Source organism: Xanthomonas dyei (genome assembly GCF_002939865.1).
GTDB classification, from domain to species: domain Bacteria; phylum Pseudomonadota; class Gammaproteobacteria; order Xanthomonadales; family Xanthomonadaceae; genus Xanthomonas; species Xanthomonas dyei.
In genome coordinates this window covers 108,798-128,941 of sequence record NZ_MDEE01000010.1, presented here as the reverse complement: position 1 = coordinate 128,941, position 20,144 = coordinate 108,798, and the positions used below count along the sequence as shown (strand labels likewise).

17 protein-coding genes and 1 other RNA gene are annotated in these 20,144 nt (G+C 63.0%); 8 read left to right on the top strand and 10 right to left on the bottom strand.

From position 1 onward, the window contains the following. Positions 1-2: 2 nt before the first annotated feature. Genes rfbA through rfbD form a run of 3 tightly spaced genes read left to right on the top strand, consistent with a single transcriptional unit; the run spans position 3 to position 2,349 of the window. Positions 3-890, top strand: a complete 888-nt coding sequence (rfbA, locus tag XdyCFBP7245_RS09365; protein WP_104615410.1) for a glucose-1-phosphate thymidylyltransferase RfbA — start codon at positions 3-5, stop codon at positions 888-890. Continuing rightward, the gene (gene rfbC, locus XdyCFBP7245_RS09360; RefSeq protein WP_104615409.1) at positions 887-1,444 is read left to right on the top strand and encodes a dTDP-4-dehydrorhamnose 3,5-epimerase; all 558 of its coding nucleotides are present in this window, start codon (positions 887-889) and stop codon (positions 1,442-1,444) included. The genes rfbA and rfbC overlap by 4 nt, the downstream gene beginning before the upstream one ends. Next, entirely contained in the window at positions 1,441-2,349 is a 909-nt protein-coding gene (gene rfbD / locus XdyCFBP7245_RS09355) for a dTDP-4-dehydrorhamnose reductase (protein WP_104615408.1), read from the top strand. The genes rfbC and rfbD overlap by 4 nt, the downstream gene beginning before the upstream one ends. Before the next feature lie 104 nt (positions 2,350-2,453). On the opposite strand, the gene XdyCFBP7245_RS09350 is transcribed toward rfbD, so the two are convergent. Then, the gene (locus XdyCFBP7245_RS09350) at positions 2,454-3,857 is read right to left on the bottom strand and encodes a mannose-1-phosphate guanylyltransferase/mannose-6-phosphate isomerase (protein WP_104615407.1); all 1,404 of its coding nucleotides are present in this window, start codon (positions 3,855-3,857) and stop codon (positions 2,454-2,456) included. Between the two features lie 49 nt (positions 3,858-3,906). Beyond that, positions 3,907-5,253, bottom strand: coding sequence for a phosphohexomutase domain-containing protein (locus tag XdyCFBP7245_RS09345; protein ID WP_104615406.1), 1,347 nt, complete (start codon positions 5,251-5,253; stop codon positions 3,907-3,909). A 134-nt stretch (positions 5,254-5,387) separates the two neighbouring features. Here XdyCFBP7245_RS09345 and XdyCFBP7245_RS09340 point away from each other — a divergent pair, with 134 nt between their 5' ends. Then, positions 5,388-6,119, top strand: coding sequence for a CoA transferase subunit A (locus XdyCFBP7245_RS09340; RefSeq protein ID WP_104615405.1), 732 nt, complete (start codon positions 5,388-5,390; stop codon positions 6,117-6,119). Continuing rightward, entirely contained in the window at positions 6,119-6,757 is a 639-nt protein-coding gene (locus XdyCFBP7245_RS09335) for a CoA transferase subunit B (protein ID WP_104615404.1), read from the top strand. The genes XdyCFBP7245_RS09340 and XdyCFBP7245_RS09335 overlap by 1 nt, the downstream gene beginning before the upstream one ends. A 24-nt stretch (positions 6,758-6,781) precedes the next feature. Here the strand turns inward: XdyCFBP7245_RS09335 and XdyCFBP7245_RS09330 are convergent, their stop codons facing one another. Together XdyCFBP7245_RS09330 and XdyCFBP7245_RS09325 are read right to left on the bottom strand one after the other, a co-directional pair. Beyond that, positions 6,782-9,526 (bottom strand): rhamnan synthesis F family protein, encoded by a 2,745-nt coding sequence (locus XdyCFBP7245_RS09330; RefSeq protein WP_244907793.1) that lies wholly within the window; start codon positions 9,524-9,526, stop codon positions 6,782-6,784. A gap of 106 nt (positions 9,527-9,632) precedes the next feature. Continuing rightward, the gene (locus XdyCFBP7245_RS09325) at positions 9,633-11,282 is read right to left on the bottom strand and encodes an electron transfer flavoprotein-ubiquinone oxidoreductase (RefSeq protein ID WP_104615402.1); all 1,650 of its coding nucleotides are present in this window, start codon (positions 11,280-11,282) and stop codon (positions 9,633-9,635) included. A 125-nt stretch (positions 11,283-11,407) separates the two neighbouring features. Here XdyCFBP7245_RS09325 and XdyCFBP7245_RS09320 point away from each other — a divergent pair, with 125 nt between their 5' ends. Both XdyCFBP7245_RS09320 and XdyCFBP7245_RS09310 read left to right on the top strand, forming a co-directional pair. Continuing rightward, positions 11,408-12,007, top strand: a complete 600-nt coding sequence (locus tag XdyCFBP7245_RS09320) for an alpha-ketoglutarate-dependent dioxygenase AlkB family protein (RefSeq protein WP_170068590.1) — start codon at positions 11,408-11,410, stop codon at positions 12,005-12,007. A 501-nt stretch (positions 12,008-12,508) separates the two neighbouring features. Beyond that, positions 12,509-12,583, top strand: a non-coding RNA gene (locus XdyCFBP7245_RS09310) — sX9 sRNA. 22 nt (positions 12,584-12,605) lie between these two features. On the opposite strand, the gene XdyCFBP7245_RS09305 is transcribed toward XdyCFBP7245_RS09310, so the two are convergent. From XdyCFBP7245_RS09305 to XdyCFBP7245_RS09290, 4 genes are all read right to left on the bottom strand, one after another. Further along, on the bottom strand, positions 12,606-13,250 hold the full coding sequence (locus tag XdyCFBP7245_RS09305; protein ID WP_104615400.1) for an ABC-type transport auxiliary lipoprotein family protein: 645 nt from the start codon (positions 13,248-13,250) through the stop codon (positions 12,606-12,608). Continuing rightward, a complete protein-coding gene (locus XdyCFBP7245_RS09300) occupies positions 13,247-14,173 on the bottom strand; it encodes an MlaD family protein (protein ID WP_005991785.1) in 927 nt (308 codons plus the stop codon). The genes XdyCFBP7245_RS09305 and XdyCFBP7245_RS09300 overlap by 4 nt, the downstream gene beginning before the upstream one ends. A gap of 2 nt (positions 14,174-14,175) precedes the next feature. Next, on the bottom strand, positions 14,176-15,027 hold the full coding sequence (locus XdyCFBP7245_RS09295; protein WP_170068589.1) for an ABC transporter ATP-binding protein: 852 nt from the start codon (positions 15,025-15,027) through the stop codon (positions 14,176-14,178). Positions 15,028-15,094: 67 nt separating this feature from the next. Continuing rightward, positions 15,095-16,324, bottom strand: coding sequence for an ABC transporter permease (locus tag XdyCFBP7245_RS09290; RefSeq protein WP_211287665.1), 1,230 nt, complete (start codon positions 16,322-16,324; stop codon positions 15,095-15,097). A 49-nt stretch (positions 16,325-16,373) separates the two neighbouring features. On the opposite strand from XdyCFBP7245_RS09290, the gene XdyCFBP7245_RS09285 reads away from it, so the two are divergent. Further along, positions 16,374-17,633 (top strand): threonine/serine exporter family protein, encoded by a 1,260-nt coding sequence (locus XdyCFBP7245_RS09285; RefSeq protein WP_104615397.1) that lies wholly within the window; start codon positions 16,374-16,376, stop codon positions 17,631-17,633. Between the two features lie 58 nt (positions 17,634-17,691). Here the strand turns inward: XdyCFBP7245_RS09285 and XdyCFBP7245_RS09280 are convergent, their stop codons facing one another. Then, the gene (locus tag XdyCFBP7245_RS09280) at positions 17,692-18,156 is read right to left on the bottom strand and encodes an H-NS histone family protein (RefSeq protein WP_104615396.1); all 465 of its coding nucleotides are present in this window, start codon (positions 18,154-18,156) and stop codon (positions 17,692-17,694) included. Between the two features lie 144 nt (positions 18,157-18,300). Further along, positions 18,301-19,995, bottom strand: coding sequence for a proline--tRNA ligase (locus tag XdyCFBP7245_RS09275; protein ID WP_104615395.1), 1,695 nt, complete (start codon positions 19,993-19,995; stop codon positions 18,301-18,303). Between the last annotated feature and the right edge of the window lie 149 nt (positions 19,996-20,144).

Here is a 20,144-nt window from a genome sequence, read left to right as displayed (position 1 = left end):
TCATGACACAACGCAAAGGCATCATTCTGGCGGGTGGATCCGGCACGCGCCTGTATCCGATCACCAAGGGCGTCAGCAAGCAGCTGCTGCCGGTGTACGACAAGCCGATGATCTACTACCCGCTCAGTGTTCTGATGCTGGCGGGCATCCGGGATATCCTGATCATCAATACACCACACGAGCAGGCGCTGTTTCAGTCGCTGTTGGGCGATGGTTCGCAATGGGGCGTCAATATTCAATATGCCGTGCAACCGAGTCCCGATGGATTGGCGCAGGCGTATCTGATCGGTCGCGATTTCGTCGATGGCAAACCGAGCTGCCTGGTATTGGGCGACAATATTTTTCATGGTCACGGGCTCACCGAGACGCTGCAGCGCGCCGACGCGCGTGAGCAGGGGGCAACCGTCTTTGGTTACTGGGTCAATGATCCGGAGCGTTACGGCGTTGCCGAATTCGATCAGCAGGGCAAGGTTATCGACATTGCCGAGAAGCCTGAAAACCCCCGCTCCAACTACGCGGTCACGGGTCTGTATTTCTACGATGGCAAGGCCAGCGACTACGCTGCGGCGCTGAAGCCATCGCCACGCGGCGAGCTGGAAATCACAGATCTCAATCGCTGCTATCTCGATGCCGGCGACCTGCATCTTGAGCCACTAGGGCGTGGCTATGCGTGGCTGGATACCGGTACGCATCAGTCGTTGCACGAAGCCGCCAACTTCATCGAGACCATTCAAATGCGGCAAGGTCTGCAGGTGTGTTGCCCTGAAGAAATCGCATTTGGCCAAGGCTGGATCGATGCCGAGCAACTGGAGCGTCTGGCGGCGCCGTTGCGAAAGAACGACTACGGCAAGTATCTGCACGAATTGGCGTTACGAGGAGTTGTTCCATGAAAGTGATTGAAACCAAGCTGTCTGGCTGCGTGGTGATCGAGCCGGCAGTGTTTGGCGATGAACGTGGCTATTTTTTTGAAACCTGGAACGCAGAACGCTTTGGTCAACAGGGCTTGCCGACACGGTTCGTGCAAAGCAACGTGTCGACTTCGGCCAAAGGCGTGTTGCGCGGCCTGCACTACCAGTGGCCGCGGCCGCAGGGCAAGCTGGTCAGCGTGCTCGAAGGCGAGGTTTACGACGTGGCCGTTGACGTACGTCATGGCTCGCCCACCTTCGGTCAGTGGGCGGCAGTGGTATTGAGCGCAGAAAACAAAAAGCAATTCTGGATTCCGGAAGGCTTTGCGCACGGCTTTGCGGTGCTGTCAGAGCGCGCGGTTTTCAGCTATCTATGCACTGACGTCTACGTCAAGGAAGCCGATGCAGGCGTACGGTGGGACGACGCCGCGATCGGGATCGACTGGCCGATCAGCAATCCTGTGCTCTCCGCCAAGGATGCGGCTGCGCCATTCCTGGCCGATGTACCGGTCGAGCGCCTGCCGGTGTTTTCGCCGTGACCACCTTGGTCTTTGGCGCAAACGGGCAGGTCGGTACCGAATTGTTGCGCGCACTTACAGCCGATGGCGCGGTAATCGCGACGACACGCAGTGGTCAATTGCCTGATGATAGCGCCTGCGAAATCGCAGATTTCGACGTGCCGGACACGTTGACCGGTTTGCTGGATCGCCTCCATCCGACGGCTGTGGTCAATGCCGCCGCTTATACGGCGGTAGATCGTGCCGAGCAGGACCGCGACAGCGCCATGCGTGCAAATGCGCAATCTCCCGGCGTTATCGCGCAATGGTGTGCCGCGCACGACGTGCCATTGGTGCATTACTCCACCGATTACGTCTTCGACGGGCAAGGTACTGCGCCCTATCGCGAAGAGTCGCAAACTTCGCCGCTGGGTGTGTATGGCGAAACCAAGCTCGCTGGTGAGCAGGCGATCCGCGCGTCAGGTGTCGAACACTTGATCCTGCGTACTGCCTGGGTGTACGCCTCGCATGGTGCCAACTTCCTGCGCACGATGTTGCGCGTGGGTGCAGAGCGCGATGAGCTGCGCGTGGTGGCCGACCAGATCGGTACGCCAACACCCGCGGCCTTGATTGCCGATGTCACCGCGCAGATGCTGCGTCAACGCAGTCCTGGCACATCGGGCACCTGGCACCTCACGGCTGCTGGCCAGACCAGTTGGCACGGATTTGCCGAGGCCATCTTCGAGCAGGCCGTCGCGGCAGGCTTACTGGCGCGCGCCCCGCGTGTCGTGCCGATCACCGCAGCGGACTACCCGACGCCAGCAAAGCGGCCGGCGTATTCGCGGTTATCGATCGACAAGCTGCAGAACGATTTCGGCATCGTGTTGCCGCAGTGGCAGGCCGGGTTGCAGCAGGTGATTGCCGAGTTGGCTGCGGCCAAGCGCTAACGACAGCGCCCAGGTTGCGGCGATACCACGCAGCCGATCCGTAACGAAAAACAGCCGGGAATCCCGGCTGTTTTTTGTGCGAAACAGATAGCTCAAGCGACCGATCAGGCGCGCCCGTAGGTATCTTCAAAACGCACGATGTCGTCTTCGCCCAGATAGCTGCCGGACTGTACTTCGATCAGCTCCAGCGGCAGCTTGCCCGGATTGCGCAGGCGGTGGGTCACACCCAGCGGGATGTAGGTACTCTGGTTTTCGGTCAGTAGCAGCACCTCGTCGCCACGGGTGACTTCGGCGGTACCGCTCACCACGATCCAGTGTTCGGCGCGATGGTGGTGCATCTGCAGGCTCAGCACCGCACCGGGTTTGACGGTGATGCGCTTGACCTGGTGACGTTGGCCCATGTCGATCGAATCGTAGGCACCCCAGGGACGATAGACCTTGCGGTGCCAGGTGGCTTCGGACCGGCCGTCGGCCTTGATGCGGCCGACCACGTCCTTGACCTCCTGGATGCGATCGCGGTGACCGACCAGCACAGCGTCCGGCGTCTCGACGACGACCACGTCTTCCAGGCCGACCATAGCGATCAGGCGCGAGCCGTAGGCGTAAGTATTGCGGCAGTCGACCTGGATCACGTCGCCATGATGCGCATTGCCGTGGGCGTCCTGCTCGGACACGTCCAGCAGCGACGACCACGAACCGACATCGTTCCAGCCAGCATCCAGCGGGACCACCACCGCATCGGCGGTCTTTTCCATCACCGCGTAGTCGATCGAATCCGACGGGCTGGCGGCGAATGCGTCCTTGTCCAGGCGGGTGAAGTCGGCATCGCGCTTGCCGTTTTCCCAGGCTTTCTGGCAAGCATCGGCAATGGCCGGGTGGAACTTGCGCAGTTCCTCCAGGTAACGCGAGGCGCGGAACAGGAACATGCCGCTGTTCCAGTAGTACTCGCCGCTGGCGAGGTAACCCTGCGCGGTGGCTAGGTCCGGCTTCTCGACGAAACGCTCAACGGCAGTGGCGCCGGTACCGCTACCGGCCTTGATATAGCCGTAGCCGGTCTCGGGCGCTGTCGGCTTGATGCCGAAGGTGACCAGCTTGCCTTGCTCGGCCGCAGCAGCTGCTGCCGTCACCGCCGCCTGAAACGCGGCTTCATTCTGAATCACGTGATCGGACGGAAGGACCAGCAGCAGCGGGTCGGCGCCGTTGCGCATGGCTTCCAGCGCCGCTACCGCGATCGCCGGGGCCGTGTTGCGTCCCTTGGGCTCCAGCAGAATGGCAGAGGGCTTCACGCCCAGCTGCTGCAATTGCTCTGCTGCCATGAACCGATGCTCTTCGTTGGCAACCACGATCGGTGCATGGCCTGCCACCGGAGCCGAGCGCAGCCAGGTGGCCTGCAGCATGCTCTTGTCGCCGACCAGCGGCAGAAACTGCTTGGGATAGGATTCGCGCGACAGCGGCCACAGGCGCGTGCCGGAACCGCCGGACAAAATGATGGGTAGGACGTCGCTCATGGGCGGGGGAAACTCCAAAGTGCGTCTATAGGTGGGAGAGGAGAGTGAATCAACCGCGCAGCAAGTCGGAAATCTCTTGCGTGCGGCTTTCCAGCAGTGCGGCATCGCCCCGCGTTTCCACGTTCAGGCGCAACAGCGGCTCAGTGTTGGAGCTGCGCAGGTTGAAGCGCCACTGGCCGAAATCCGCACTGATGCCGTCGGTGTAGTCCAGCTCGGGCGACAGGTCGGCGTAGTGTTCCATCACGCGGGCGACCGACGCCTTGGCATCGGCGACCTTGAAGTTGATCTCGCCGCTGCACGGGAACTTCTGCATGCGCGCTTCGACCAGATCGGCCAGCGAGCGTCCGGACTGCGAGACCAGCTCGGCGATCAACAACCACGGGATCATCCCGGAATCGGCATAGGCGAATTCGCGGAAGTAATGGTGCGCGCTCATTTCGCCGCCATACACGGCGTTTTCGCTGCGCATCTTTTCCTTGATGAAGGCATGGCCGCTCTTGCACAGCACCGGAATGCCGCCGGCTTCTTCGACCTGCTCGACCGTATTCCAGGTCAGGCGCGGGTCGTGCACGACCTTGCCGCCGGGCTGCTTGGCCAAAATGGCCTGCGCCAGCAAACCGACCAGGTAATAGCCTTCGATGAAGCGGCCGGTGTGATCGAAGAAGAAGCAGCGGTCGAAATCGCCATCCCATGCGATGCCGAAATCTGCGCCGTGATCCTTGACCGCCTTGGCGGTGGCGGCGCGGTTTTCCGGCAGCAGCGGGTTGGGAATGCCGTTGGGGAAGTTGCCATCGGGCTCATGGAACACGCGCACGAATTCGAACGGCAGGTGCGGTGCAAGCAGGTCCACGATCAGGCCCGCGCCGCCATTGCCCGCATTGACCACCAGCTTGAGCGGCTTGAGCGTGCTGCGGTCGACGTAGCTGAGCAGGTGCTCCAAGTATGCGGTCTTGTCGGTGCGGCTCTGCTCGCTTGCAGTGGGCTCGCCGGCTGCGGCGGTATCGGCAGCGACCGTGTCGCGGATCGCGAACAGGCCGGTATCGGAACTGATCGGCTTGGCCTGCTCGCGCACCAGCTTCATGCCGTTGTAGTCCATCGGATTGTGGCTGGCGGTGACCATCACGCCGCCGGCGGCCTTGAGGTAATCGGTCTGGAAATAGACCTCCTCGGTGCCGCACAGGCCGATGTCGATCACCTCGCGGCCGCTGGCGCGCAGGCCTGCCGACAGCGCTTCCTGCAAGGCCGGGCTGGCCAGGCGCACATCGTGGCCCAGGACCACGGGCCCTTGATCCAGCTGCGCCGCCAGTGCCACGCCGATCCGGCGGGCCAAGTCCTCGTTGAGTTCATCCGGCACGCGGCCGCGAATATCGTAGGCCTTGAAGGCGGGTAGCGTCATGGGCAATTCCTGAGGTGGGGGACACTCGAGTTTAGCGGGTGCGCCGTGTCTTGGGTGTGGCGGAATTGCGACCGGGGACAGGGAACAGTCAGCGGATAGAATGGCCGCTTCACATCAGCGAGGTGAGGGCGGTGATGCGCAGCAATGAAGAGGGTAAGGCAGGCGGTAAACGCTATGCCGATGCAACGACGGCGCTGGATGGCCTGTTGGCCGATGGCCAGACGCTGGCGGTGGGCGGCTTTGGTTTGTGCGGGATTCCCGAAGCGCTGATCGCTGCCGTACGCGACAGCGGGGTCGGTGGATTGACGGTGATTTCCAACAACGCCGGCGTCGATGGATTCGGGCTTGGTCAACTATTGGCCACCCGACAGATCCGCAAGATGATTTCGTCCTACGTGGGCGAAAACAAGGAATTCGAACGCCAATATCTGGCTGGCGAACTCGAGCTTGAGTTCAATCCGCAAGGCACCCTGGCCGAGCGCCTGCGTGCGGGCGGTGCGGGAATTCCCGCGTTCTACACCGCTACCGGCTACGGCACCATCGTGGCCGATGGCAAGGAAACCCGCGAATTCGACGGCAAGCATTACGTTCTGGAAACAGCGCTGCATGCCGATGTCGCGCTGGTCAAGGCGTGGCGCGCCGATACCGCCGGCAACCTGGTATTTCGCAAGACCGCGCGCAATTTCAACCCGGCCTGCGCCATGGCCGGCCGCGTCTGCATTGCCGAGGTCGAAGAGATCGTGGCGCTTGGCAGCATCGATCCGGACCACGTGCATCTGCCAGGCATCTACGTCGACCGACTGGTGCTCAACACGGCGCCGGAAAAACGCATCGAACAGCGCACCGTGCGCGAAGGACAGCAGTAATGGCCTGGACTCGAGATCAGATGGCCGCACGCGCGGCGCGCGAATTGACTAATGGCGCCTACGTCAACTTGGGGATCGGCCTGCCGACGCTGGTGGCCAATCACATCCCCGACGGCGTGGACGTGTGGTTGCAATCGGAAAACGGCCTGCTCGGCATTGGCCCGTTCCCCACCGAAGATGAAGTGGACGCAGACCTGATCAATGCCGGCAAACAGACGGTGACTGCGCGTGCCGGTGCCAGTTATTTCGGCAGCCATGACTCGTTCGGGATGATCCGCGGCGGCCATATCGATCTGGCGATTCTTGGCGCGATGCAGGTCACCGACCGCGGCGACCTGGCCAACTGGATGGTGCCCGGCAAGATGGTCAAGGGCATGGGCGGCGCGATGGACCTGGTGGCCGGCGTCAAGCGCGTGGTGGTGCTGATGGAGCACGTGGCCAAGGACGGCAGCCACAAGATCCTGCCGGCGTGCGACCTGCCATTGACCGGCGTGGGTGTGGTCGATCGCATCATCACCGACCTGGCTGTGTTCGATGTCACTGCCGATGGACTGGTCTTGGTGGAGGCTGCCGATGGGGTGGAGCTGGAAGAATTGCGCGCCAAGACTGGCGTGGAGTTCACGACAGCCGAGGCCTGAAATAGCGCGCAGTGTGCATTTGATTCAATCCGGAGAGGCGGAAACCACGCCTCGTCCGGTGAACTGATCGTCCAGATACAGCTCGTTGAGCCAAGGTGCGCTCCAGCGCCCAGAGCCAACACAATGCAGTGGAATCTGGATGGAGTGGCAATCGAACTCCAACAGGTAGCTTTCATCCTGGGTGACGTTGCATACGTCGTCGACGAAGGCCAGGGCGCCCTCGTGTACTTGCGTAATGAGTGCCCACTGGGCCGCCGACAGTTCAGGAGCTGCATACATGGCCCGTGTCGCTCCTGCATTATCGATTGTGAAATGCGAGAACTGCGGTGACGGTGCAGTCAGCAGCGTTTCCAGCAACAGGTCATGACGCAATATGGTCGAGGGTACCGAGTCGCTGCCGTTGCGCCCGTCGAAGTAGCGTGCGCTGGCCCAGCTACTGGCGACGATCTTGGTGGCTCGATCGTTTAACGCAAAGTAGCCACCGCCCAGCGCCTGCCCAGTCAACCTCGAAAGATTTGCCTGGATGGTGCCGGAGTAGCCAATATCTGCGAGCAGCGCTGGTGCGCCACCGGTCATCGCATGCCAGTAATTTAAGTAAGCAGCTCTTTCGGTCGCGGCGAGTTCCAGCAGATCGGTCGTCGCCGGCGCTATCCACTCGAGGATGTCTTCCCGCATTTCCGGTAGGTAGACATCACGCTGCATCAGTGCGCTTCCCAGCCGACGTTCGATGATGTCCGCTGCAGCGCTTCCCAGTCGGGCCTGTATCAGACCCGTCAAGGTTCCCGTATAGCTGCTGTCCATCAGCAGGCCAATATCGTCGTTGGTGTGTAGCGATGGGGTGCCGGTTCCTCTGCGCGATGCAAGCAGATAATATCCGGTGAGATCTGCCAACGTTTGAGATGTCCGCTTCAGTCGCTGGAAGCCCTGCTCCAGCAAATACCCCTCGCGGCTTAGAAAGAGCAATGTTGCAGTGTGCTGCTGTCGTGCCAGCCGAATCAGCCAGGTCAGATAGTCGAACAGTATCGGACCGATGACGCTATAGCCCAAGCTTGCTGGCGACAGAATCGGTAGTGGCGCTAGCGCTTCGGGTTGACGGTCAGCGCCATCGGCGAATCGGTTTGCCAGCAAGCCAAGCCACAACTGATCCTGCCATCGCGTCGCCGAACCGGCGGCCGGTCTCAGCGGACGTAGGGCCGGAACGATCTCCAACAGTGTCGATGGACGCAATACATGCACCGGAGTCAGCAGTTTGTGCATCTGCGGGCGTTGAATGTCGCTGTGTTCGTTATCGCCGATGTGCAGCCATTCGGATGGAGCAATCATTTCAGTCTGAGGCAGCATCTGCCATGCGCTGTCATCATCCTTGCGCCAGCCTGTTTCACAGGACACATACCAGGCTTCTGGAAGCGCACTGACTACGTTGGGCAGTGTTTCTTGCAAGGTCGCGCTGCTCAGATACATGTCCGACAGTGCCACCAGACGCATGCCCCGTCGTTTTAGCTGAGACACCGCATCGATGACCCCTTGGCGTGGACGGAGTAGTCGTTTTTCCAGTTCGATTTCCAATCTCTGCAATGCGGCGATTGGAAGCCGAGCGACATTGGGCAGGGTAGAGAACGCGGCATAGATCGTCGGGAGGTCCACATCGGAGCCGCGCTGTTGTCGAGCCTTGGACTCGGCGAGTGCACGCAATTCGATGAAGTTCTCTACGCCGAGTTCGCGTTCGGCCAGGTGAGCGAGGTAAGCGCGCGCACCTGTCGGCGTCAGAAACGGCCTCACCACAAGGGTGTCGAAGATATCAAGCGACACCAGCTTCGCCTGAAGCGCTGACAGCGTCAGGCGTGTCGCGATTGGCGTATCGAACGCGGGCTGCCAATTGCGTTCACCCTCGCTGCTCAGGGTCAGGCTGCCATCAGCCGGGAGCACGCCGATGCGAAAATCCTGTTGTCGCACCACGGCAACGAACATCCGTTCCATCGCGTGATGCAAGGTGCCATCAATCTGGCCACGCTCTTCAGGAAATTCCTCAAGCCCAATGTGTAATGCATAAAGTGGGCGCAACGCATCTACTCTGGCCCAGAACATCGATCCAGCAGGGAAATCGATGTAGTCCGTGGGATCGATATCGAAGCCCAATCGGTGTGCGAGATCGCGGCATACTTCGACATTGCTGAGCCAGGTATGCGCCCACAGCGGTACGCTTGCATAGCTCTCGGGATAGAGCATGCCAAGGCGGGGTTCGGCCTGGAACATGCCCAACTGCCAGGCGATACGTTCGGGGCTGCCCATTAGCGAAGAAAGCAGATAACGCCGCCACTGACTCTGCTCGCTGCCTGTATACAACGATTTCTTGGTATGCAAATGAGCGACGACGTCCAATGTCAGGATCTGGTCGCGGAACGTCACGAGCAGGGGCGCGATATCGCGGCCGCGGTTGGGCACTACGCGTACGTCGAGCTGGTTGACTCGGGGTAGCTGGGAAAAGCGCTCACGTGCCTGCTGCGCTGCTGTTTCATCCATGACCGAGACCAATAAATCGTAGCCAATCGGCATGCGTTGCAATGACTGGGCGAACTCGTCGATTAAATCGGCATAGAACACATGCACCATCACACCGGCCTTTAGTCGCAGCTGCGAAAGCGGTGTGGGTGTTGCAAAGCATTCGTCGTCAGGCAGACGGCGAACGGCAGCGCGCTTGCTTGCGGCCAGGCGCACGCGTTGCACGAATCCATTGACTCCAAGCGCGCGAATGACTTTTGAGGCCCGCACGACAACTGCCATGACACCGGCGATCCCGCCGCCGTGGAGTTCAATCGAACGGCGCGCTGCGGCGAGCAGCTTGGAAGTCGTCTTGATCATGCTGCCCGCCGTAGGCTTACAGGTTCTGGTAGTTCGGCCCCGAACCACCCTCCGGTGTGACCCAGGTGATGATCTCGTAAGGGTCCTTGATGTCGCAGGTCTTGCAGTGCACGCAGTTGGCGGCGTTGATCTGCAGGCGCTTGCCGGTTGGGCTGGCGGTGTCTGCGACCATTTCGTAGACGTTGGCCGGGCAGAAGCGGGTGCAGGGGTTGTCGTACTCCTCCACGCAGCGGGTGGCGCAGACATCGGTGTCCAGGACTTTCAGATGCACCGGTTGGTCTTCGTCGTGTTCGGTGGCGGCGAAGTAGACCGCCTGCAGGCGGTCGCGCGGGGCCAGTTCGCGGGTGACGTAGTCGCGCTTGGGTTGTTCGTAGTCGCCGAGCTTGTGCAGCGCCGACCAGTCCGCCTTGTTCTTCAGCGTCCACGGCGAGGCGCCCTTGAGTGCAGTTTCCCAGGCGGCATTGAGCAGGCCGAACCACAGCCCTTTCTTGAACCCGGGTTTGATATTGCGGACTTCCTTCAGCTCCGCCATCGCGTCCGAGGCGCGCAGTTTTGCGTCGAAGCCCTGGGGGGCCAGCTGCGATTGCACCAGGTGTTCGGCGGCCAGCATGCCGCTGCGAATGGCCTGATGGGTGCCCTTGATCTTGGGCACGTTGAGCAGGCCGGCGGTGTCGCCGATCAGCAGCGCACCGGGCATCTCGACTTTGGGTAGCGACTGCCAGCCACCGGTGACGATGGCGCGCGCACCGGCCGACAGGATGCTGCCGCTTTCCAGCAGCGACTTGATCAGCGTGTGGTTTTTCCATTGCTGGAAGGCTTCCCACGGCTGGTATTTCGGGTCGCTGTAATCCAGTCCGCTGACGTAGCCGAGCGCGATCTGGTTGTTGTCCAGGTGATACAGAAAGCTGCCGCCGTAGGTGCGGTTGTCCGCAGGCCAGCCAATGGTGTGCACGATCTTGCCGGGCGTGACGCGGCCCTCGGGCACCTGCCACAACTCCTTGATACCAATCGAGTAGCCCTGTGGGTCGCTGTCTGCGGTGAGGTCGAAGCGCGAGAGCAGGCGCTTGGTCAGATGCCCGCGCGCGCCTTCGGCCAGCACGGTGACCTTGGCGCGGATATCGATGCCGGCGGTGTAGCCGGGCTTGTGCGAGCCATCTTTGGCCACGCCCATGTCGCCGATGCGCACGCCCACCACCTGGCCGCTGTCGTCGTGCAGCGTTTCGGCGGCGGCAAAGCCGGGGTAGATTTCCACGCCCAGCGCTTCGGCCTGCGGAGCGAGCCAGGCGCACATCGCCCCTAAGCTGACGATGAAGTTGCCGTGGTTGCGCATGCCCGGCGGTACCACCGGGAACTTGCGCGCGCTGTCCTTGCCGAGGAACCAGAATTCGTCGTCGGTGGCGGCCACGCAGATCGGCGGCGGGTTATCGCGCCAGCCGGGCAGCAAGGCGTCCAGCGGGCCGGGTTCGATCACCGCGCCGGAGAGGATATGCGCGCCGATGGTGCTGGACTTTTCGATCACGCACACACTCAACTCTGGGTTGAGCTGCTTGAGCCGGATCGCAAACGATAGCCCGGCCGGACCGGCACCGACGGTGACGACGTCGTATTCCATGACGTCGCGCTCGACCGTCTCTGACGCTTGCGCGCCGATTCCCGCTTCCGACATTGCTCCGCTCCCGTTGGCTCGATGGCTGGGACGTATTTTCCGGGATTGCATGTGATGGCGGCAAATCGCGTCGATTCATCCACGTCTGACGGCGTGCTCCGGCACGCGCATGCTAGCGTTTGCGCATGAAACTGCGCGTTGCATTGCCGGGAGCTCAGATCCATTGGTGTCGTGGCTGGTTGCAGGCCGCGCAGGCCGATGCGCTGCTGCAGGCGTTGCTGGACCAAGTGCAATGGGAGGTCCACCGCATCCGCATGTTCGGGCGGGTGGTGGATTCGCCGCGTCTGAGCAGCTGGATCGGCGATGCCGATGCCAGCTATCGCTACTCCGGCACGCAGTTTGCGCCGCAGCCGTGGCTGGAGGCGCTGCAGCCGGTGCGCGCCCGTCTGCAGCATGAAACCGGTTGCCCGTTCAACAGCGTGCTGGTCAACCGCTACCGCAGCGGAGCCGACGCGATGGGCTGGCATAGCGACGACGAGCCAGAGCTGGGCGCGCAACCGGTGATCGCATCGCTCAGCCTGGGGGCGGTGCGGCGCTTTGCATTCAAGCATCGCGATGATGCATCCCTGAAGCAGACGCTGGACCTGGGGCACGGCGATCTGCTGGTGATGGGCGGAGATACCCAGCGCCATTACAAGCACGCCTTGCCGCGCACCGTAAAGCCGGTCGGCGAACGCATCAATTTGACCTTTCGTCAGATTGCGATGCGCGCGTCCCGGCGATAGGAGCGGCTACCAAAACGTAGCGAGCGCTCGCCTGGCGATGCGCGTAGGTCTTTTTATCAGCCTTATCGTGGTGAATGCAGCCAGAAGTGCGGGTCAGACGCAGAGTTGGTCGAGTGCGCGGTGCCCTCACCGCTCGCGGGACACGCCGTGAATCCGTCCATGGAGGCTCGGTGGCGGCATCCATGCCGCCACACGGTCCTGCGAGCGGCGAGGACACCGCACCAGATCGTTTGCTGGTGTTTTTGCTGAAGAACGAAACCACCGCGTCGTGCGGTTTGCTGGTTGTTGTGCTGAAACTTTGCGCACCGACCATCGTGACTGGTCTTTGCCCGCTTACCGTCGCGGGACCCTTGGCGCATGGATGCCGCCACGGAGCTTACAAGGACGTACTTGCAGCGTGTCCCGCGAGGGTGGGCGGGCAAAGGGCCTTGCAGCCAGCCCCCGCAGATCAGCCGCCTCGCGGCAGCCAACAGGCGGGCGCGGCCGGTGCTAAAAGTCGGTATGTCCCACTCGTAAACTCCGGTTCCACGCATTGTCCGCACCCACCTAACGACTGCTCACTAGGTGTTGTCAGCAGCTCCAAGTCCGTCGCTTGCGCTTACAACGAACGCGGCAAGTTCTGGCTGTCCTGTTGCCCGATGGTCAGCGTCCAGCCGACCAGCTCGGTGGTGACCTGGGTCAGCGCCTGCTCGAAGGCGACGGCCACCGCAGCGGTGTCGGTGCTGGTGGACGGGCGTGCGACCAGGAAGGTGCGCGAGGCGGCCACGCGTTGATCGGACGAATGCAATAGCTTGGCGTTGAGTTCGATGGTGGCCGAGGGCACCGACTGGCCGGCGTAATCGGCTTCAAAGCGGCGCACGTCGATCGCCAACTTGTAGTCCGAGCGGATCCCGGCGCCGATGCGCGCAACCCCCGCGATCTTGCCGGAGTCTTCGAACGCGCGCACCACGCTGTCTTCCAGCATGTCGGTGGCCGGTTGCGCCCAACCGGCGCCTTGGTAGACCTGCACTTCGCCCGGCGTGGGGCGCACGTTGATGCGCGGGCTGTCGATGATGCGTGCAGCGCTCGGCTTGGCGACCGACAGCTGCCAGGTCACCTGCGGCCAGGCGGGATTGGGCGTGACGCGCACGGTGGGGGCGTAAATCGTGGCCGGCTTCTTGTCGCCACCGGTCAGGACCGAGCAGCCGCCCAACGCCAGCAACGAGACGCACAGCAGGGGACGCAACAGGCGCATGGCAGTCATTTCGGTTCGAACTCCTTGGGTGCGTCGCGGCCGAGCAGGTAGCGCGCAGGGTTGTTGTCCAGTTTGTCGCTGACCCGGCGCAGGTCGCGGATCAGGCCGCGCAATTCGGTCAACGTCGGTCCGAGCTGGCCCAGGCCGTCGTTGGCGAAGCTGTTGATGGCCGCGCGGTTTTCGCCAAGGATGTTGTCGGCGTTGCCGGCGGCCGAATCCAGCTTGACCAGCGTGGCGTCCAGCTTGTTCAAGATGCCCGGCAGCTGCTGCACCAGATTCTGATCCAGCCGCTTGATGGTGCCGTTGGTGGTGGTCAGGGTGGTGTCCAGATTGCGCGCGGCATCGCGCGCGCTGACGATCAGCGCCTGCATGCCTTCGTCGCGGTCGGCGATGCCGCCGCTGATCTTTTCCAGGTTCTGCAGCGTGGCCGAAATGCTGGCCACGTTCTTGTCCGAGAGCATTTCGTCCATGCGCTCGACGATGCGGTTGGCGGTATCGGTGATGTTCTGCAGCGCCGAGGGCGTGGTCTGGATGATCGGTGCGTCGCTCTTGTCGATGGTGGTCAGCGACGGCGCCTCGGGCGTGCCGCCGGAGAGCTGGATGATCGACGGGCCGGTGAGGCTGGTGATGGCCAGCTTGGCGCGGGTATCGCTCTTGATCGGTGTGGTGGAGTTGACGCGCACGTGTGCGACCACCTGGCGTGGGTCGTTGGGGGCCAGCGTCAGTTCGGTGATCGAGCCCACCGCGATGCCGTTGTATTGCACCGGGCTGCCGACCGACAGGCCGGTGACCGCCTCGCGGAACACCACCCGGTACTGCTGCCAGGTGCGATCGGACGAATATTTGGCGGCCCACAGACCGAACAGCAGCAAGGCCAGGCCTGCCACGATAGTGAAGGCGCCGATCAGGACGTAATTGGCTTTTGTTTCCATGCTCAGGCGGTCTCGGTGGAGTCGGTCTTGGCGGCGCGCGCGGCGCGGGCGCGCGGACCGTGGAAATATTCCTGGATCCAGGGGTGATCGATCTGCTCGACCTCGGCCAGCGGCGCGTTGGCGATCACCTTGCGATCGGCCAGCACCGCGATGCGGTCGCAGATGGCGTACAGCGTATCCAGGTCATGGGTGATCAGGAACACGGTCAGGCCCAGCGCCTGCTGCAGCGTGCGGATCAAGCGGTCGAAGGCGGCCGCGCCGATCGGGTCCAGCCCGGCGGTGGGCTCGTCCAGAAACAGCAGCGGCGGGTCCAGCGCCAGTGCACGCGCCAGGCCGGCGCGCTTGCGCATGCCGCCGGACAATTGCGAAGGCAGCTTGTCCAACGCATCGGCCGGCAAGCCGGCCAGCTTGATCTTCAGCAGCGCCAGTTCGAAATACCAGCGCTCCGGGAACTCGCCATGGTGTTCCTTCAACGGCACCTGCACATTTTCGCCAACGGTCATCGACGAAAACAGCGCCCCGTCCTGGAACAGCACCCCGGTATTACGGGTGATGTGCTGGCGGTCGACAAAACGCCCGGAGCGCGCATCCGCGCCCAGCACCTGGATGCTGCCGGCATCGGGCTCGCGCAGGCCCAGGATGCTGCGCATCAACACCGACTTGCCGGTACCCGAGCCGCCGACCACGCCCAGGATCTCGCCGCGGCGCACGTCCAGATCGAGCTCTTCGTGCACGACCTGGCTACCAAACCGGTTGGTCAGCCCGCGCACGGAGATCGCCAGTTGGTCGTCTTCGTCCGTTTCGGGAATGAAGATGTGGGGTTCGGAATCGGTCACAGCACAGCACTCCCACATCTCAGCGCGCCAACAGCGATGCTGCCTTGCACGAATCCCAAATCCCGACTGTCCAATCCCGGCTCCATCACCACCCCATCTTCATGAACCACAACGCCGCAATCGCGTCGAGGATGATGACCAAGGAAATCGTCTGTACCACCGACGAGGTGGTGCGTTCGCCCACCGACTGCGCGGTGCCGCTGACCTTCAACCCTTCCAGGCAACCGATCAGGCCGATCACCAGCGCAAACAGCGGCGCCTTCGACAAGCCGACCAGGAAATGCCGCAACTGGATGGTGTCGTGCATGCGCGCCAGATACATCTGCGGCGGGATATCCAGATCGAATGCGCCTACGGTCACGCCACCGGCCAGGCCGGCGATCATCGCGATGAAGGTCAGCAGCGGCAGGGTGAAGATCAGCGCCAGCAGACGCGGAATCACCAGCAGGTCGATCGGGTCCAGCCCCAGCGTGCGGATGGCATCGACCTCTTCGCGCGATTTCATCGCGCCGATCTGCGCCGTGAACGCGCTGGCGGTGCGCCCGGCCAACACAATTGCGGTCAGCAGTACCGCAAATTCGCGCAGGAACGCGATGGACACCAACTCGACCACGTAAATTTCCGCGCCGAAGTCGCGCAGGATCGTCGAGCCCAAAAACGCGATCACCGCGCCGACCAGATACGACAGCAGCACCACCAGCGGCACCGCATCTAGCCCCACCTGTTCCATGTGGTGCACGGTGGAGGTGAGGCGGAAGCGGCGCGGCTCGTGGATCAGCCGCATGATCTTGACCAGGTTTTCGCCCAGAAAGCTATTGAGTTCCAGGATGCCCTGGCCGACGCCATGGGTAGTGCGGCCCAGGCGATCCAGCGCGGCGACGAAGCCGAGATCGCGCTTGGGCTTGGGGCGCTCGTCGTTGAGTTCTTCGATGGTGCACACCAGCGCCTGGTGTTCATCGCGGAAATCGATGGCGTCTTCTTTCAGCCCCATGCGGCCGGCAAAGCGCAGCAGTTGCAGCACGCCGGCCGAATCCAGTTGCCCGATGCCGCGCGCGTCGATGCGACGCACCCCGTCGGGCACGGCTTGCAGCAGTTCGGCCTGGGGCAGCGCGGTCGCCAGGACCCAACTGCCGGAGAGTCGGACCTGTGCCTGATCCTGCGAGTCTTGTTCGATGCGTGGAGGTTGCGGTTTGATCATGGGTAGCCTGTCCGTGGCGCCAGCATACCGCGCCGGTGTGAGCGAAAGATGGGGACGCAACCGCAGCGATGTCCGTGCAGCCGCCAACGGAGGCACCGGCCACGCGCGCTGCGGCATACACTGGCGGCCTCGCCGCACGGCGTTTTTTCGATCCAACCCGCCACGCATGTCCGCTGCCACCGTCGTTCTCCCGTCCGCCAGTGCCACCTACGCCCAGCGCGTCGCCTTTGTGTCGGAAATCGCCGGGCGCCTGCATTCCTATGGCACCACGGCGCAACGCCTGGAGGCCGCGGTGATCGGGCTATCGCAAAAGCTGGGGCTGGATTGCGAGCCCTGGTCCAATCCCACCGGCATCATCTTGAGCTTCAGCGACCCGACCAAGGCGATCGGGTCCAGCGACATCACCCGTGTGATCCGGCTGGCGCCGGGCGAGAACGATCTCTATAAGCTCAGCGTGGCCGACTACGTGGCCGACAGCGTGGCCAACGGCCGCATGAGCATTGCGCAGGGCCATACCGCGCTGCGCCGCCTGGACCGTGAAGTCGACCGGCGCGGCAAGACCTTACAGGTGCTGGCCTTCGGCCTGGCTGCGGCCGGCGTGGCCGGGTTGTGGAAGTTGCCCTGGCTGGATATCGCCACCGCTGGCGCGATCGGCATGTCGATCGGCCTGCTGACCCAGTACACCGACAAACGCGCCGCCACCAAGGAAGCCGGCGAAGCGCTGGCCGGCCTGCTGGCCGGCGTGGTTGCCGCACTGGTGGCATCGCTGGTCGGGCCGTTGAATCTCAATACGGTCATCATTGCCTCGCTGGTGGTGCTGTTGCCAGGCATGTCGCTGACCAATGCCTTCAACGAGCTGGCCAGCCAGCACTGGGTGTCCGGCACGGCGCGGCTGGCCGGTGCGGTGACCACGGTGCTCAAGCTCACGGTGGGCGCCGTGATTGCGGTGACGCTGACCCAATTAATGGGCCTGCACCCCCAGGTAGCTGCCTTGCGTCCGCAGGCCAGCTGGGTGGAATGGGCGTCGTTGCTGGTGGCCGCTTATGCGTTTGCGGTGTTGTTCAAGGCCAATCGGCGCGATTATTTATGGATCATGGCCGCAGCGATGTCCGGTTATGTCATTGCCCGTTATGCCGGGCATGCCTGGGGCGGTCCGGCCGGAGTATTTGCCTCGGCGATGGCATTGACTGCCGCCGGGAATCTGTTCGGGCGGGTGGTGCAAAAACCCGGTGCGCTGATTCGATTGCCGGGCATCATCATGCTGGTTCCCGGTAGCGTCAGCCTGCGGGGTTTTTTGACCCTGGTGCAACAGCAGGATGTCAGTGTGGGACAAGCCGCATTGCTGGCGGTCACCAATATCGTGATGGCATTGATGGCCGGTTTGCTGTTTGGAAACCTGTTGATTCCGGCGCGCAAGAATTTATGAGCGGCCAAAAAATCGTCCAATAAAAACGCCGGCAATGCCGGCGTTTTTATTGTCTGGATCAAGCGGCCTTGGACTTCTTGGTCGCGCGCTTGGTGACCGTCTTGCGTGCCGCGGCCTTCTTTGCCGATGCCTTCTTTGCACCGCCGCCAACCTTGCTGATCAGGAAGTCTTCCACCTTCTTGCCGGCAGCGGTCAGTTCGGCCAGCCAGCGCGGCTGCTTGCCACGGCCGGTCCAGGTTTCCTGGATGTTGGCCGGGTTGCGGTATTTCGGCGCAACCTTGCCCAGCTTGCGGCCGGCGCGCGCACCCGGCTTGCCGGCAGCGGCCGGACGACCCGGGCCGGCACTGGCGGCGGTACCAAACAATTCTTCGATGGAATAACCCTGGGCTTTCGCCGCGCGGGTCAGCTGTGTGCGAACCTTGGCGATCGGGGCGCGCTTGGCAACCACGGTCTGCTGCTTCTTTGCATTTTTGATCAGTGCGCTCAACTGCTTGGCCGACAGGCCAGAAAGATCGATCGACATCGCGACTCCGGAAGATTGAGAGAGAAAGAATGCCGATCCTTGGCAGCGGCGGCCATCATAATGTCAGAAAACCCGCATGACAAATGCGCCGAAATACATCGGCGCCTTGTGTTCATGCAATTTGAGCGTGATTGCCCGGTTTGATCAGCACCCCAGGCGGGAGAATAATCCAGCCTTATCCAGGTTTTCTGCCGATTCGGCGGTGCGGGCGCGATATTCAAATGTGCCGGCCGCCAATCCACGTTCCGAGACCACCACCCGATGCGGAATGCCCAATAGTTCCATATCGGCAAACATGGCGCCCGGACGCAGGCCGCGGTCGTCCAATGCGGCGTCCAGACCGGCGGCGATCAATTCGTCCAGCAACGCCTGGGCGGCGGCGACCACCTGGGCATCCTGCTTGGGATTGATCACGCACACCACCACCTGCCACGGCGCCATCGGGGCCGGCCAGAGGATGCCGGCGTCGTCATGGTTCTGTTCGATTGCCGCGGCCACGATGCGCGAAATGCCGATGCCATAACAGCCCATCTTCATCACCGCGACCTTGCCGTTTTCGTCGATGACGGTGGCCTGCAACGCCTGCGCGTACTGGCTACCGAGCTGGAACACGTGTCCCACTTCGATGCCGCGGGCCAGGCGCAGCTCGCCGCCATCGGCAGCGCGTTCGCCGTCGATGACGTTGCGCACATCGGCCACCGTCTCCGGCTCGGGCAGGTCGCGGCCCCAGTTGACGCCGGCAAGGTGGGCGCCGACCACATTGGCGCCGACCACGAAATCGGCCATGGCCGCCACATCGCGATCGGCCACCACACGCACCGGCCGGGCAGTGTTGACCGGCCCCAGGAAGCCTGGCTCACAGCCGAGGTGGTCGCGGATTTCGGCCTCGTTGGCCAGGCGATAGTCGGCCAGGCCGGCCACCTTGCCCAGCTTGATCTCGTTGACCGCGTGGTCGCCGCGCACCAGCACCAGCACGAAGCCGGCGGCAGTCATCACCGCCACCGACTTGACCGTGCGCTGCAGCGCGATGCCCAGCAGCTGGGCGACGTCTTCGCAGGTCTTCTGGGTGGGTGTGTCGACCTGGCGCATGCTCTCGGTCGCGTCCGGACGCGGGCCCGGCAGCGCGGCGCTGGCGGTTTCCACGTTGGCGGCGTAGTCGGACGCCGTGGAGAACGCCAGCGAGTCTTCGCCGGAGTCGGCGATGACGTGGAATTCCTGCGAGGCATCGCCACCGATGGCGCCGGAGTCGGCCTGCACCGCGCGGAACTCCAGCCCCAGGCGGGTGAAGATGCGGGTGTACGCCGCACGCATGTTGTCGTATTCGCGCGCCATGTCCGCATCGGTGAGATGGAACGAATAGGCGTCCTTCATCAGGAACTCGCGCGCGCGCATCACCCCGAAGCGGGGGCGGATCTCATCGCGGAACTTGGTCTGGATCTGATAGAAGTTGAGCGGCAACTGCTTGTAGCTGTTGATCTCCTGGCGCGCGAAGTCGGCCGCGGCCTCTTCGGCGGTGGGGCTGTAGCAAAACTCCTGCTGCTTGCGGTCGCTGATCTTGAGCAACTGCCCGCCGAATTTTTCCCAACGCCCGGTGGCATCCCACAGCTCGCGCGGCTGGATGGTGGGGAACAGCACCTCCACGGCGCCGGCGCGGTTCATTTCCTCGCGCACGATCGCCTCGACCTTGCGCAGCACGCGCAGGCCCAGCGGCGACCAGGTGTACAGCCCGGAGGCCAGCTTGCGGATCATGCCCGCGCGCAGCATCAGACGGTGGCTGACCAGCTCGGCGTCGGCCGGGGTTTCCTTGGTGGTGTGCAGGTGGAACTGGGAAAGACGCATCGGGCTTCGCTTGGGCGGAAAGCCCCTAGTTTGCCAGTGTCGCGCCCTGCCGGTCATCGGCCAGTGGCTGCGCGGTGCTACGCAGCGGGAGAATGGTAGACGTTCGGCTTGGCTGATCAGGCGGGTCGTGACGCCGGAGCGTCCGCCCG